The 13,771-nt window shown below is 58.7% G+C and carries 17 protein-coding genes; 5 read left to right on the top strand and 12 right to left on the bottom strand.

What is annotated here, in order from left to right; translation table 11 throughout:
• Positions 1–3: 3 nt before the first annotated feature.
• The 9 genes from ACFCXQ_RS07550 to ACFCXQ_RS07510 form a co-directional block, all read right to left on the bottom strand.
• Positions 4–1,488, bottom strand: a complete 1,485-nt coding sequence (locus ACFCXQ_RS07550) for a UDP-N-acetylmuramoyl-L-alanyl-D-glutamate--2,6-diaminopimelate ligase (protein ID WP_379549342.1) — start codon at positions 1,486–1,488, stop codon at positions 4–6.
• Entirely contained in the window at positions 1,485–3,230 is a 1,746-nt protein-coding gene (locus ACFCXQ_RS07545; RefSeq protein ID WP_379549340.1) for a peptidoglycan D,D-transpeptidase FtsI family protein, read from the bottom strand. Before ACFCXQ_RS07545 ends, ACFCXQ_RS07550 begins: the two co-directional genes overlap by 4 nt.
• The gene (locus ACFCXQ_RS07540; protein WP_379549338.1) at positions 3,227–3,775 is read right to left on the bottom strand and encodes a hypothetical protein; all 549 of its coding nucleotides are present in this window, start codon (positions 3,773–3,775) and stop codon (positions 3,227–3,229) included. Before ACFCXQ_RS07540 ends, ACFCXQ_RS07545 begins: the two co-directional genes overlap by 4 nt.
• Positions 3,775–4,725, bottom strand: coding sequence for a 16S rRNA (cytosine(1402)-N(4))-methyltransferase RsmH (rsmH, locus tag ACFCXQ_RS07535; protein ID WP_379549337.1), 951 nt, complete (start codon positions 4,723–4,725; stop codon positions 3,775–3,777). Before rsmH ends, ACFCXQ_RS07540 begins: the two co-directional genes overlap by 1 nt.
• Complete coding sequence (locus tag ACFCXQ_RS07530; protein ID WP_379549335.1) at positions 4,722–5,207, bottom strand: division/cell wall cluster transcriptional repressor MraZ; 486 nt, start codon at positions 5,205–5,207, stop codon at positions 4,722–4,724. The genes rsmH and ACFCXQ_RS07530 overlap by 4 nt, the downstream gene beginning before the upstream one ends.
• A 381-nt stretch (positions 5,208–5,588) precedes the next feature.
• On the bottom strand, positions 5,589–6,431 hold the full coding sequence (locus ACFCXQ_RS07525) for a Gldg family protein (protein WP_425589409.1): 843 nt from the start codon (positions 6,429–6,431) through the stop codon (positions 5,589–5,591).
• Complete coding sequence (locus tag ACFCXQ_RS07520) at positions 6,391–6,816, bottom strand: hypothetical protein (RefSeq protein ID WP_379549331.1); 426 nt, start codon at positions 6,814–6,816, stop codon at positions 6,391–6,393. Before ACFCXQ_RS07520 ends, ACFCXQ_RS07525 begins: the two co-directional genes overlap by 41 nt.
• Positions 6,817–6,849: 33 nt before the next feature.
• On the bottom strand, positions 6,850–7,863 hold the full coding sequence (locus ACFCXQ_RS07515; protein ID WP_379549329.1) for a cysteine synthase A: 1,014 nt from the start codon (positions 7,861–7,863) through the stop codon (positions 6,850–6,852).
• Between the two features lie 42 nt (positions 7,864–7,905).
• Complete coding sequence (locus tag ACFCXQ_RS07510) at positions 7,906–8,223, bottom strand: 2Fe-2S iron-sulfur cluster-binding protein (RefSeq protein WP_379549327.1); 318 nt, start codon at positions 8,221–8,223, stop codon at positions 7,906–7,908.
• A 76-nt stretch (positions 8,224–8,299) separates the two neighbouring features.
• On the opposite strand from ACFCXQ_RS07510, the gene ACFCXQ_RS07505 reads away from it, so the two are divergent.
• Together ACFCXQ_RS07505 and ACFCXQ_RS07500 are read left to right on the top strand one after the other, a co-directional pair.
• A complete protein-coding gene (locus ACFCXQ_RS07505; RefSeq protein WP_379549325.1) occupies positions 8,300–8,917 on the top strand; it encodes a DNA-3-methyladenine glycosylase family protein in 618 nt (205 codons plus the stop codon).
• Between the two features lie 25 nt (positions 8,918–8,942).
• On the top strand, positions 8,943–9,749 hold the full coding sequence (locus ACFCXQ_RS07500; RefSeq protein WP_379549323.1) for an SDR family oxidoreductase: 807 nt from the start codon (positions 8,943–8,945) through the stop codon (positions 9,747–9,749).
• 103 nt (positions 9,750–9,852) lie between these two features.
• On the opposite strand, the gene ACFCXQ_RS07495 is transcribed toward ACFCXQ_RS07500, so the two are convergent.
• A complete protein-coding gene (locus ACFCXQ_RS07495; protein ID WP_379549322.1) occupies positions 9,853–10,155 on the bottom strand; it encodes a 4a-hydroxytetrahydrobiopterin dehydratase in 303 nt (100 codons plus the stop codon).
• A gap of 80 nt (positions 10,156–10,235) precedes the next feature.
• On the opposite strand from ACFCXQ_RS07495, the gene ccmA reads away from it, so the two are divergent.
• The 3 genes from ccmA to ACFCXQ_RS07480 all read left to right on the top strand — a co-directional run bounded on the left by ccmA (position 10,236) and on the right by ACFCXQ_RS07480 (position 11,990).
• The gene (ccmA, locus tag ACFCXQ_RS07490; RefSeq protein ID WP_379549320.1) at positions 10,236–10,826 is read left to right on the top strand and encodes a heme ABC exporter ATP-binding protein CcmA; all 591 of its coding nucleotides are present in this window, start codon (positions 10,236–10,238) and stop codon (positions 10,824–10,826) included.
• Positions 10,823–11,476 carry a heme exporter protein CcmB gene (locus ACFCXQ_RS07485; protein ID WP_379549318.1) on the top strand — a complete coding sequence of 218 codons (654 nt, stop codon included), beginning with the start codon at positions 10,823–10,825 and terminating at the stop codon, positions 11,474–11,476. The genes ccmA and ACFCXQ_RS07485 overlap by 4 nt, the downstream gene beginning before the upstream one ends.
• Before the next feature lie 64 nt (positions 11,477–11,540).
• Positions 11,541–11,990 carry a hypothetical protein gene (locus ACFCXQ_RS07480; RefSeq protein ID WP_379549316.1) on the top strand — a complete coding sequence of 150 codons (450 nt, stop codon included), beginning with the start codon at positions 11,541–11,543 and terminating at the stop codon, positions 11,988–11,990.
• 57 nt (positions 11,991–12,047) lie between these two features.
• Here the strand turns inward: ACFCXQ_RS07480 and map are convergent, their stop codons facing one another.
• Both map and ACFCXQ_RS07470 read right to left on the bottom strand, forming a co-directional pair.
• Positions 12,048–12,875, bottom strand: coding sequence for a type I methionyl aminopeptidase (map, locus tag ACFCXQ_RS07475; RefSeq protein WP_379549314.1), 828 nt, complete (start codon positions 12,873–12,875; stop codon positions 12,048–12,050).
• Between the two features lie 42 nt (positions 12,876–12,917).
• Positions 12,918–13,745, bottom strand: coding sequence for a DUF4163 domain-containing protein (locus ACFCXQ_RS07470; protein WP_379549312.1), 828 nt, complete (start codon positions 13,743–13,745; stop codon positions 12,918–12,920).
• Positions 13,746–13,771: the final 26 nt, after the last annotated feature.

The following is a 13,771-nucleotide window of genomic DNA, read 5'->3' as shown; positions in this document are numbered from 1 at the left end:
GACTCATCCTTGCGTGCTTTCCGCAGCACATTCTCGTGCCACTTCCACATCATCAAATGGCAAAATACGCATGCTGTCTCCCGCCCCAATGATCTGCCCCTGCTCATGTCCCTTGCCTGCGATCAGCACAATGTCGCCCGCCTGAGAGAGCTTGATCGCCTCGGCGATCGCGGCGCGCCGATCGCTAATATCATGCGCGCCGTCGCCTGTTCCGGTAAGAATATGGCGCCGGATGGCTTCCGGGTCTTCTCCGCGTGGATTGTCATCTGTGACAATCACAATGTCAGAGCCTTGCGCTGCTTCGTGACCCATTTCCGCGCGCTTGCCATGATCGCGGTCACCGCCCGCACCAAAAACGGTGATCAGCCGCCCGGTTTCCGGCGCGACATGAGGACGCAAAGCCTCGATTGCCGCCGCTAAGGCCGCCGGAGTGTGCGCATAATCGACATAAACAGGAGCGCCGCTGGGCGCTATCACCGCGCGTTCAAGCCGCCCGCGCACAGGCTGCAACCGCGCAACCGCATCCCATACGAGCGCGGGATCGGTGCCAACAGCGAGCGCTAAACCCGCTGCGGTCAGCGCATTAGCGACTTGATATGCACCGATGAGCGGCAGTTCGATCGTTCGTTCTGAACCATCATGCTCAATCCTGATGTTTTGGCCCAATTGTGTCGGTGTATGGGCGGCGAGACGAATGCCTTCGCCCCGCTCGCCCACGGTGAACACGCGCAATGGTCGTTTTTCCGCGTGTTCGATGGCCCGGCGCGACCACTCGCTCAATGACGCTCCGGTCCAGATGACACTTGTAGCACCTTCACTAGCCACTTCGTCAAATAGACGCATCTTGGCCAGGAAATATTCCTCCATATTGGAATGATAATCTAAGTGATCACGGCTAAGGTTAGTAAAGGCGACCGCCTGTACAGGAATACCTTCATTTCTATATTGTGAGAGACCATGACTTGATGCCTCATAGGCGATATGAGTCACGCCTTCGCGCGCCAACCCACTGACATTTGAAAGGAAAGTGGCAATATCAGGCGTGGTCAGACCGGTCGAGACACTCTCATCCGGTGTAGTGACACCCAGGGTCCCGATGCTCGCTGCCCGCTCGCCTGCCATACGCCAGATCTGGCGTGTCATCTCCGCTGTGGATGTTTTTCCATTGGTGCCAGTGACGGCCACGATATGCGCTGGAACTGGGGTGAAAAACTGTGCCGCGAGCCGCGCGAAAGCCTGACGCGGAATTTCGTCCGCAATGTGGAGTGCGCCCTCTACCTTAGCCTCCGGCCGCGCGATTATTGCGATGGCACCTGCTGCGATAGCGGCCGGGATGAAGTCTTCGCCATTGGCTTCAGTGCCTTGAAACGCGCCAAAGACGGTGCCGGGCGCGACCTTGCGGCTGTCGATGGCAAAACCGGTGACTGTCGCCTCCGCACCATCCGTTGCGGCCATGCCAGCAGCCTCAAGAAGCGCCGCGAGCTTCACCGGTTGGCCTCGGGAATAAGCGGTTTGAGGTCGGATATATCAACGTCATGCGTCTCGTCTGGGATCACTCCAAGCATCGGCCCAATACGCGGCACCAGACGTCCGACAATCGGCGCGGCATTCCAAGAGGCTGTGCGTTGGAAACTGCTCGCCAGCGTCCCACGTGGCTCGTCGAGCATCGCAATTACAACATAGCGCGGACGGTCCATCGGAAATGCTGCGGCAAAAGTCGAAACCAATGATGTCCGGCGATAGCCACCTTTGCCAGGCTTTTCCGCTGAGCCAGTCTTTCCGCCCACCCGGTAACCGGGCGCGTCCGCTTTCTTCCCGGTTCCGTAAATCGCGATCGCGCGCAGCAATTGACGCATCCGGCTGGAGGTGGATTCCTTGAAGACGCGGCGCCCCTGAGGCGCCTCACCAGGCGCCAATTTGTGCAGCGTTGCAGGCCGCCAGATACCGCCATTGACCATCGCGGCATAGGCACCCGCTAAATGCAATGGGGTCACTGCAACACCGTGCCCATAGCTGACGGTCATATTGCGCAGGCGCGGCCATTTGCCACTGGGCCAAATCGGGTGTCCGCGCGCAGGAAGCTCAATATGCGGACGCTCATTCATACCCAGATCAATCATTGTCTGGCGCAGCCGCTCGGGACCAAGGTCATCAGCGACGCGGGCTGTCACCGTGTTGGATGAATGGATAAGGGCGTTCGGCACATTCAGATGATTGCCAATAAAGTGGCTATCCTTGATCGAGAAACGCCCTACTTTCACCGGCTTGGCATCATAGAGCTTGCCGAAATCGCGCACAACGCCCGCGTCAATCGCCGCCGCGATGGACAGCGGTTTGAATGTCGAGCCGAGCTCATAAACCTGGTTCGTGACCCGGTTGAACATGAACTTCTCGCCGTCGCGGTCGATCTTGTTCGGATCAAATTCTGGCAGCGAGGCAAGCGCCATGACTTCGCCTGTATCAACGTCCAGAACGATCCCCGCCGCGCCTTTTGCATCGACCAGCTTCATGCCGCGCCGCAGCTCGTCTTCGAGCGCACCCTGCACCCGCATATCAATGCTGAGCGTGGCAGGTTGGCTTCGGGTATCGGGATTGGTCAGTTGCTCGTTAAGCACCGCCTCCATGCCCACGCGGCCCTTGCCGTCTGCGCCAACGAAGCCGAGCACATGGGCAGCCATTGACCCTTGCGGATAATGCCGATCATCCTCTTGCGGCATCTCAAGCGCTAGCTCACCAATACCCTGGATGCGATTGGCATCTTCAGGAAGGATCCTGCGCCGCAGATAACCGCCCTTGCCGCTCGCCAGGCGCTGCGCAGTTTTCGCCTCGTCAAGGTCTGGGAAGATCGCCTTCAGCTCGCGCGCAACTGCCTCGGGGCTCTTGACCAGAGGGCTGTCACCCTCGCCCATCGCCTTGGGATTGTACCACAGCGCATAAGCGGGGAATGCCCGGGCAAGCGGATTGCCGTTGCGATCTGAAATGGTGCCGCGATCCGGCAGAAGCGCATCTTCCAGAGATGTCGCCGTGATCGCCCGATCAGACATTCCGAAATATCCGATCCGCATCACCGCGATGACTGTCAAAAAGACAAAGCCTAGCGCGATCCACAAGATGCGCAGCTTGGCCTGGAGCAGATTGCGTTTGCGCAGCGCCGCGAGCTGAACTCCGCTGCCTTCGTGACCGGCCGGGCGAGCGACGCTGAAGGCGCTGAACCCGGCTAACGTGTTCATTGCGCCCCCTCGGCCGGAGTTCTAGCCCCACCGCTCATCGTCGCCCCGCGCGTGAGGCGCTGGGTGAGATCAGTGAGTTCGACTGAGCTACGCGGTTGAAGCGGAACAGCATCGCCATCACCCACCGCCGTATTCTGCGCCAGAAGGGCATCCCACCTCGATAGAAATCCGGGATCTTCGACAGGGCTGCTGGCCATGGCAACCCGAATGGGCTCAGGCGCTCCGGGCGCACGCGGCGTGCCCAGCTTGGCCAATTGCCGACGCCCTTCGAGATATTGGCTCGCGCGCGGCGCGCTATAGCCAAATTCAACGGCATTCCAATTAGCCAATTGGCGCTGGCTTGCCCGCGTTTGAAACTCGGTTTCCAGCATCATTTTTTGGCGTTCGAGCGCGATGATCTGACGCTCAGCAAGGCGCACCTCGCTCTTCACCGCATTCACATGAAAAGTGAGGGCGAGAAACAGCGAGAAGGCAATGCCGAGCACGACAAGCCAGCCGATTTGCCGCATTCTGCCAGCCCGAGGAAGCGGTGGGTGACTAGCCATTACGCCGCCTCCCTTGCTGGCGCAGAGGTTCGCACTGCATGCCGAAGCACAGAGGAACGCGAGCGCGGATTACGCGCTACTTCCGCCTCGCCCGGGCGGATGGCTTTACTTAGCTTCGTGAAAACTGGCTCTGCCTGCTGCGTCACTGGCATATGGCGCGAGCCCGATGCGGTGCCCGCTGCGTCACGCAGAAAGCGCTTTACAATCCGGTCTTCAAGGCTGTGAAAACTAACCACGGCGAGCCGCCCACCATCGCGCAAAAGAGTTTCTGCTGCGCTCAGGCCAGCAGTCAGTTCGTCAAGCTCACCGTTCACATGAATGCGAATGGCCTGGAAACTACGCGTCGCCGGGTCTTTTTTATCATGCGGGCGATAACCAAGCGCCTTGCGCACCACGTGCGCGAGATCGCCGGTTGTCTCCAGCGGGCGCGCAGCAACAATGGCGCGCGCAACCCGGCGCGACTGACGCTCCTCACCGAAGTGATAGAGCACATCGGCAATCTGCTCTTCGCCTGCTTCATTGAGGAAATCCGCCGCGCTCTCACCCTGCTGGCTCATCCGCATGTCGAGCGGACCGTCAGCCGAAAACGCAAAGCCGCGCTCAGCTTGGTCAAGCTGCATGGACGACACTCCAATATCCATGACCACGCCGTCGACGTTAGCGATTCCGACGCTCGCCATCTCATCGACCATTTCAGCAAAGCGGCGGGGATGCAGGCTTAGCCGGCCATCGAATTCCGCTTCCATCGCTGCGCCATCGCGGATCGCATCGGGATCGCGGTCAAAAGCGTGAACCTTGGCTCCGCGTTCGAGCAGCGCGCGCGAATACCCGCCTGCACCGAAAGTCGCGTCAATGATGACATCGCCTTCTTGCGGTTGCAGCGCATCAATCACTTCGTCGAGCAGCACAGGGATATGAGGTGCCATTTGGGCTGCACTAGGGAGGGTCATTTCTTCTTCCCCTCCAATTCTGCCATGAACGCATCGCACGCCGCCTTCGCGGTCGCCCAATCGCGGCCCATTTTCATCAGCTCGCGCGGGTTCCAGATTGTGAAGGAGGCGCCGCCGCCCTGAAAATAGAGATGCTCGTCCAGCTCAGCCAAGTTGCGCAAATGGTCTGGCATGACAAAGCGGCCGCTATCGTCAAAAGGACGCTCAGCGAAACCAAACAACTGCGCCGCGCGTGTGTCGCGATCAAACTCGCGGCCAGCGCCAAAGGCGAGCTCTTCTTCGCGGTCGAGACGTGCCATCAAATCCGCCTTGCGGGATAGGCCGAACCCAACGAGGCAGGTCATTGTCGGGTGACTATCGAGGCAGACAATCCGCCCGCCCGAGCTTTCTTTCAGCGCCTTGCGGAAAGCAGGCGGCAGGACATAGCGCCCCTTATCGCTCGCGAGCGATAATGCCTGTCCACTGAAACCGCCAAAATCCACCCGAAATCCCCAAACTGGTCCGAAACCAGCCTCACCGAAAAACTCTCCACTTCAGACACAGTTTTCATGCCCCGCAAACGCGCGTGCGCCAGCGGCTCGCATCACCCATCGGCAACACGCAGCACAGAGTCTTCTGTCTGATGGAGAACTGGAATAACGCGCTAAACAGCGGGATGGAAGGGAAAATTCGGGGAATTTTGGGGATTTATTTATAACATATTGTATTATATATATTTATTGTGCCCAACTGGAGTGAATGAACATTTTAATTTGCGCTCAGATCTATGCGTAAATCCACGTGAGTTCTGCGATTCCGATGCGGGCGAGCCCCGCTTTCCCCGAAATTCCCCGACTCGATTCCAGAACCCTTTTTGCGGAGAGTCACTCAGCTTGCTTTGAGAAGGCCAGATCGACGAGATGCGCAAGCGCCGCTTCCGCATCATGCTCGCCAGATTCTTCGCCTTCATGATGATGACCGGCATGGCCAGCATGCCACTCGCCTTCGAGCATCGCCGCGTCTGCAATTAGCATTACCTGGCCACGTCCGATTGCGCAGCGTGCGGTCAGGCCATTCTCCGCGACGTCGCATGCCGCATCTGCGTCGGTCGGAACCGCCATGAACGACCCAGCTAGGTTAATCGGCGCATCAACGCCAAACATCCTGGCAGTATGAATTCCTTCATGCTGCACTTCGCTGAAAATCAGCGCCAGTCCCCAGCGTGCCAATATGGGTGAAAGCAGTGCGACCGATTGCGGTGCGCGGGCATCACCGAGCGCAAAGCGCGAATGCTGCGTCAGTAGCGGATCAGCAAAAAGTAGCAATTTCCCGCCCCCGCGTACCCACTCATCGAGCGCGACATTCTCCTCCGGAGAGAGCGCTCGCGGCTGCGCCAGCAGCAAACGGTCCAGCGGAGCCAATTCCACCTCACTCAGATTATCGAGCGGGCGGAGCTGGTGAGTCTGCTCTAATGCGTTGCGCACCCAACTTGGCTCGGCGTCGGGTTCGAGGATGTCACCAAACTCTTCGCTTTCCTGCCAATAAATTGGCAGGCTGGTCATAAGCCCCAACTCCGGCTTTGCGCTTGAATGCGAGACAGTGTCTCGGCCAGGCTCGCAACCGGCGGTCAGGGCCGAGCTCGCGATCAGCGACGCGGCAAAAATTCCATGTAGCAGAGGCACCGCTCTAGGGATCGACGGTCTCGTCCTGATCGCTTTGTCCGCCATTGCCAGACTTGGCCGGTACTGCCTCTTCCATATCCTGCACTATGCCTTGTTCGGGCAAGATCGGCTCTTCCGTCGCGATCTCAGACACCTGCGCAGAAGGCAAATCGGGCACGACCCCTGCTTCTACCAGAGGGTCTGATTGTGTTTGCTCGACCTCTGGCTCGCTGGTCGCCGCTGCTTGCGGCACAGCATCGTCCTGCGTCTCATCAGCGCGCCCCTCAATCAGACTAGCAAGGCCAACCAACAGCGTTATCGCAAGCACACCGCCGACGCCCATTTGCAAGCGCTGCGCGGCTTGCGCACGCGTGCCGCCAAGCGGCGGGGGAGCCTCTTTTGACGTGGTCATCCCATCAGACATGCCGGGTTCTTGATCTAAAGTTGCCATGTTTGCCCTAGCCTAGGGATCGCAGCCCTGCGGTCAATCCTGCTCAAACCAATCGAACACGGGCAGATCTTTGGAAGCTAGCCAATCAGCATTGTAAAGCGTTGATAGGTAACGAAAACCAGTGTCGCACAGGATCGTTGCGACTTGAGGGTTTTCACGGCCCTCAGCAACCAATTTCTTGCCCAGCTCAACTGCGCCTGCGACGTTTATCCCGCTTGAGAGGCCAAGGCACAGCCCCTCTTCACGCAGCAAACGCGCGACCCAGCCAAGGCCAACTTCATCAGAAATGCGGAACTGCGTATCAATCGGCGCGCCATCCAGATTGGCAGTGATGCGGCCCTGCCCAATCCCTTCGGCAACCGAACTGCCTTCAGATTTGAGCTCTCCGTCTGCGAAGTAGCTGTAAAGCGCCGCGCCATGCGGGTCAGTCAGCGCGATCTGCACATTCTCGTCGCGTTCCTTGAGGCCCATGCCCACACCAGCAATCGTGCCGCCTGTGCCCGCCGCGCAGGTAAAGCCATCAATGCGCCCCGCCATCTGCTCCCACAGCTCAGCAGCCGTTCCATCAATATGGACTTTGCGATTGGCAGTGTTGTCGAACTGATTGGCCCAGACTGCGCCCTCAGTTTCCTCAGCCAAGCGCCGCGAAGTATGCACAAAGTGGTTGGGGTCGGCAAATTTGGTCGGCGGCACGAGTACCAATTGGGCACCCAACGCACGCAGCGTGTCCATTTTTTCCGAAGACTGGTTGTCCGGCATAACGATAATCGTGCGATATCCGAGCGCATTCGCAACGAGCGCAATACCAATACCCGTATTGCCCGCCGTGCCTTCCACAATGGTGCCGCCGGGCCTCAACTCCCCCCGCGCCTCAGCATCGCGAATAATCCCGAGCGCTGCGCGGTCTTTCACGCTGGAACCAGGGTTGGCAAATTCGCACTTGCCATAGATGTCACAGCCAGCTTCTTCGCTCGGGCCAGCCAGCCGCACGAGCGGAGTATTCCCGATCAAGTCGAGTGTTTTGCCAAAAGGCGCAGTAATATTCATGGGCTTTGAGTTAGAGTGCGCGGCTCTTCCGCGCAAACAACATCAATCTTCCGGGGCGATAGTTACCTTGAGGCCATCAAGGTCAGCCGTCAGTGGGACCTGGCAAGACAGACGCGAAGTTTCGCCGCGATGATCGCTGCTTTCCAGCAAATCGTCCTCATCTTCGCTTATCTCCGGCAGTTTGGGCGCAAATTCCGGGTCGACATGGATGTGGCAAGTCGCGCATGAGCAGCAACCGCCGCACAGCGCGAGCAATTCGTCAAAGCCATTGTCACGAATGGCTTCCATCACGGTCAGGCCGTCATCGGCCTGGATCTCTGAGGTTTCACCTTCACGTGTTGTGACGATCAGCTTGGGCATTGCGAGTTTGCTCCTGTGGTATGCATTGGGGGCGGCTGCTAAGACGGATGAGGCATTTTGGCAAGCGGGGAGAGCCATGAGTTTGACAAGCGAGCAAGTCCGCGACGGGATTGATATCGTCGCTGCACAAGTGCCGGGCATCGCCAGCGCGCTGGAGCGGGTGGGCTATCCGGAGCCGCGCGTGCGGCCCACAGGATATAAGACCTTGCTGCGCACAATCGTCGGCCAGCAGGTGTCGGTGGCCGCCGCTGCATCAGTCTGGAACAAGCTGGAGGCAGAGCTGGGCGAAGAGTTCACGCCGCAGTGCTTGCTTAGCCGTGATTTTGACGCGCTGCGAGCCTGCGGGTTGTCGCGCCAGAAGCAGGGATATGCGCGCTCCTTATGCGAGCTGGTTGAAGCCGGCGCGGTCAACTTCGATAACCTTCCCGCTGACGATGAAGAGGCGATTGCCGAACTCACACAAATCAAGGGGATTGGGCGCTGGTCGGCTGAGATTTATCTGCTGTTTGCCGAAGGGCGCGCGGATATCTGGCCTGCCGGCGACCTTGCGGTTCAGGCAGGTATCGGCCAATTGCTTGGGCTTGCAGAGAGACCCAGCGAGAAAGAAACACGCACTGTGGCAGAAGATTGGCGCCCGCATCGCGGCGCAATGGCGGTCTTCACCTGGCACGTCTACAACAACCCAGCCCTATAGAATTTGAGAACATGCGGAGAGATTTGTGAGCGAGAGAAAAGCGATTTTCATTACCGGTGGCGGGTCAGGAATTGGCCGCGCGATTGCCCAGCATTTCGGCGCGAAAGGCTGGTTCATCGGGCTCGGTGATGTTGATGAAGAGGGCATGTGCGAGACCGAAACACTACTGCCAGGCGGCTTCCATTACAGCCACACATTTGACGTGCGTGATCGCGCGGCATGGGACGAAGCTCTGGGCGGGTTTTCCATGGCAGCAGGCGGGCGGATCGATGTGCTCGCAAATAATGCAGGCATCGCGCTGGGCGGATCACTGACCGACAACACGCCGGAAGAAATCGAGCGCTGCCTCGATATAAACTTGAAAGGCGTGCTGTTTGGCGCGCAGGCCGCGTATCCGCATCTCGCCAAGACCGCGCCGGGATCGTGTCTGCTCAACACCGCCAGCGCAGCGGGCATATATGGTTCAGCGGGCGCGTCTGTTTACTCCGCTACCAAGTTTGGCGTGCGGGCCATTACCGAGAGCCTCGATGCTGAATGGGCAGAAGACGGGATCAACGTCCGCTCGCTATGCCCCGCCTTTATTGACACGCCTTTGCTCGATCAGGCGCCCAATCGCGGCGCCAATGATATGATCCGCGCGCGCGTGCAGGAATCAGGCCTAGAGATCAGCCCTGTTGGCGACGTAGCGCAGGCCGCATGGGATGCGGTGCATGGCAACACGCTGCACACGCTGGTCGGCAAAACAGCGAAGAAAATCGCGTTTGCCAGCCGCTGGATGCCTGGGCGCATCCGCAAGCAAGGGCGTGAGAGTTTCAGGCCTTTGGGAAGATAGCTTTCTCGCCACCCGCACCCTCCGCCCTTATACCCGGAATATGTCCCGGTAGGTTCCGGGTGGAAGGGCGGAGGGTGCAGGTGGCTTGGAACCGACTAGAAAATCACAACAGCGCGCTGATTTTCTTCGCCATTTTGACATCGCGCAGTGAGAGCGCCCCGCCGTCTTCCGGTGCGGCATCATGCGTGGTCAGCGTAATCGTGACGCGGTTATAAACGTTCGACCATTCGGGATGATGATCGCGTTTCTCTGCGATAATCGCAACCCGCGTCATAAACGCAAAAGCCTCACTAAAGTCTGTAAACTCAAATGTGCGCTCAATCGCCGCGCCTTCTCGGACAAGCAACCAATCGGGCAAAGCGGTCAGCCAACTTGCCCGTTCATTATCACTCAGCTTTTCAACCATTGAAATCGATCCCGTCTGTTTGACCCTGCGCGCCCATGCGAGCTTGTGCGCATGACGCCTTTTGCCTATCGCTTGCGCCCATGCAAGGGCGTCTCGTCGCAAAAAACCTGTCATGCCAGCGCGGTGGGCGCCTGCTTTTTGCTGGTGTCTCTTTTGAGCTTGGCGCGGGCGATGCGCTCCATGTGACCGGCGCGAACGGAATTGGCAAATCCAGCATGCTGCGCCAGCTTGCGGGGCTGCTTCCGGCATTTTCAGGAGATATTGAACGCAGCGGATCGCTTGCATTGCTCGATGAGCGTCTGGCGCTGGATGAGCATGCGAGCTTGGCAAAAGCGCTCGAATTTTGGGAGCAGGTGGATGGCTGCAAAGATCCGAGGCCTGCTTTAGATGCGATGGGAATTACTGACCTACTCGATATTCCGGTGCGCTATCTCTCCACTGGCCAGCGAAAACGCGCGGCGTTTGCGCGCCTGCTCAATTCGGCCAGCGATATCTGGTTACTTGATGAGCCCTTGAATGGCCTCGATACGAACGCGCAAGAGGCTGTTGAGGCTGAAATAGCGCGGCATTGCGCGGACGGCGGTATCTGCATCGCGGCCTCGCATCAGGCCATTGCCCTGCCCGGCGAGGCGGATGAGAACACCTTGCCATTGGCGGAGTTCACGCCGTGATCGGAACGCTTCTTCGCCGCGATCTCGCGACCTTGCTGCCCGGTGGCCGCGCGGGGGGAAGCCTGCTGCCGCTGCTGTTCTTTTTGGCGGTGGCCATGCTCTATCCCTTCGCGGTTGGGCCAGAGCCTGACCTGCTCGCGCAAACCGGCGGCGGGATAGTCTGGGTCGCGGCGCTGCTTGCGAGCATATTGCCGCTTGAGAAACTGGTGACGAACGATCTGGAAAGCGGTGTGTTCGATCAGCTGTCCCTGCGCGGCGTATCGGAAGAGCTAGCGATGACCAGCCGCCTGATCGCGCATTGGCTGGCCTTTGCGCCGCTGCTGATATTGGCCGCATTTCCAGCCGCCGCGCTGCTCAATCTGGATGGCCCGACACTGCATGTGCTGCTGCTCGGCCTGCTCGCAGGCACACCCGGATTGGCAGCGATTGGCCTCGCGATTGGCGCCCTCACCGCAGCCATTCGCGGCGGCGCTGCGCTTGCGGGCCTGATGGTGATCCCGCTTGCCGTGCCGATCCTGATTTTCGGGGCTGGCGCTTTGTCCGATCCCGATGGTTCGGGGCTGCTCCTGACCGCCGCGATTAGCCTTGGGCTGGTAGCGGTGACGCCATTTGTAGCAGGCGCCGCGATCCGGGCGAGCCGGGAGGGGTAAAAGTTGCGAACCGTTCAGCTACAAATCCTTAAAGTAGCGAAAAATAGGGAGGCACTAAGCGACCATGAAGTATCTTGGACTAAGCGCAGTTTTGTTCTCATTTGCAACCAGCGCACAAGCTCAATGGCAATATGAGCCCCCGAGCGAAGGCAATGCCTACGCATGGACCAGCGATGGCGGTTTCGTCGATGATAGCTATCAAAACGGAATGATGTTCATTTGCCCCCCGCCCGAGGCGGAGGGGCTCTTTTGCAGGTTAATCGTCACCATCAATGGCCAGCGGCCAAGGCCGCCTGCCGCCGTTACTTTTGAGTTTCCGGATGGCGAGAAGTTACAAAGGATAACGGAAAGGGTCGGAGGCGGGACACCGCAAGTGGGCTGGGACCCTCGTCTGATCGAAAAGCTACGATCTCAGAGCAATGTTACCGTCTCTTTTGGCGACCATCCGGGACATACATTCTCCCTGCGTGGGTCGTCACAAGCAATCGGGCGTGCGATGGGCGATATCGATTGAAGGTCGAAACTGATGGAGCGCAAGTCTCTGTTCCATCCCTTACTAGCAACCAAGTCCTCACCCATAAGGCGGCTGATGCAGCCCCTTTTCGCTCTGGGTGAAAATCTCATTGCCGGTTTCGGTGATGGCAATCGAATGCTCGAACTGTGCAGACAGTGACTTGTCGCGGGTCACCGCTGTCCAGCCATCATTGAGCAGTTTCGCATGCGGTTTGCCCAGATTGATCATAGGCTCAATCGTAAAGAACATGCCGGGTTTCAGCACTGGCCCCGTGCCAGCGCGTGCGGCATGAATGACCTCGGGCGCATCGTGGAACAAGCGCCCCAGCCCATGCCCGCAAAACTCGCGCACGACGCCATAACGATATTGCCTTGCATGCGCCTCAATCGCCGCGCCAATATCGCCCAGATTTGCGCCCGGCTGAGCCGCTTCAATGCCCAGCATCAGGCATTCATAGGTCACATCAACCAGCCGCTTGGCTTTAATCGAAGGTTCGCCGACAAAATACATCCGGCTGGTGTCGCCATGCCAGCCGTCGAGCAGCGGGGTCACGTCAATATTGACAATATCGCCCTCTTTCAGTGCCTTCTCGCTCGGGATACCGTGGCAAATCACATGGTTGATCGAGATGCAGCAACTATGCGCATAACCGCGATATCCCATGGTCGCGGGTACTGCGCCGCCGTCCAATGTCATCTCGCGAACCTTGTCATCCAGCGCCGCCGTCGTGACGCCCGGCTCGACCATGGTAGTCAGCTCATCAAGGATGCTCGCGGCAAGTTTGCCGGCGCGGCGCATACCCTCAAAGCCCTCTTCATTGTGCAGCTTGATGGTGCCATCGCGATATACCGTGTCGCGGCTGTCGATCATTTGATATTCTGTCATGCGCAGAGATGTAGCGCTTCTGGCGCGAAATTGCGAGCGAAGTTAGTTGTTCGCCATGATCGAGAAACTGCTCGCAAACTCCGGCTTCACCGCGTCGATCACCGCGGAGGTGACGGGAAGCGTGAACTCATAAGACCCTTCCGCATATGGCCCCGCAACGTAGGGCGCTGCGAGCAGCCCGATACGATCAAAAGTCTCGCCATTGGAAGAACCGAGCAACACGGTAAGCTCTGCAACCGACGGGCATGCGTCAAACGAATTGTCTGATCCCTCCGCCACGGGTTGCCCACGCCGCTCAGCACGCTCTGCATTGAGCGCTGAACAAAAGGCCCCGCCCAGCGCATTGTCCAGCGCGGCGGCAGAGCGAAACAGCGCTTTAGTTTCTAGCACCTGACCCGCCGATTTGTCCCACGCCAGCGCGTCAAATCCATAATTGCCATGCGCTCCTCCTGAATAGCTACCGATCTCCGCGGACAGGCTCAGCCAGCCGGGCAAGTCGGCGACAACTTTCCAGTTTTCGCTATAATCGTGTTGGCGGAAGCCATAATCGTTCTTTTCCGCTTCGGCCTGAGCTTCAAGAGCATAAGCGCGATATTCCACCTGCGCAGCTTCGGCGCGGTCATTCATAATTGCGCTGAGCGCTTGAATGGCTCCGACCTGCCGGGGATAGGAATATTGAAAAGTAATCGCCTCATCGCTGACCTCAATCGAGCGAGCTTGTCCTTCGTCAGCTGTTGGAATGATGGGCGGAGGAGGGGCCGGCAACTCGCCAGCGGTCTTGCCTTGCTGAGACGCAACTCCAATTTCATCGTCATAATCCTCTGCCGGAGTGCAAGCCGCACTCGACATCAGGATTGAAATCAGGAACATACGTGAAAACAGGGCAGAACTCCTGC

Source organism: Qipengyuania rhodophyticola (genome assembly GCF_042493225.1).
GTDB lineage: Bacteria > Pseudomonadota > Alphaproteobacteria > Sphingomonadales > Sphingomonadaceae > Erythrobacter.
The sequence above is the reverse complement of the archived record's forward strand: the minus strand, read 5'-3'. Positions and strand labels throughout refer to the sequence as shown.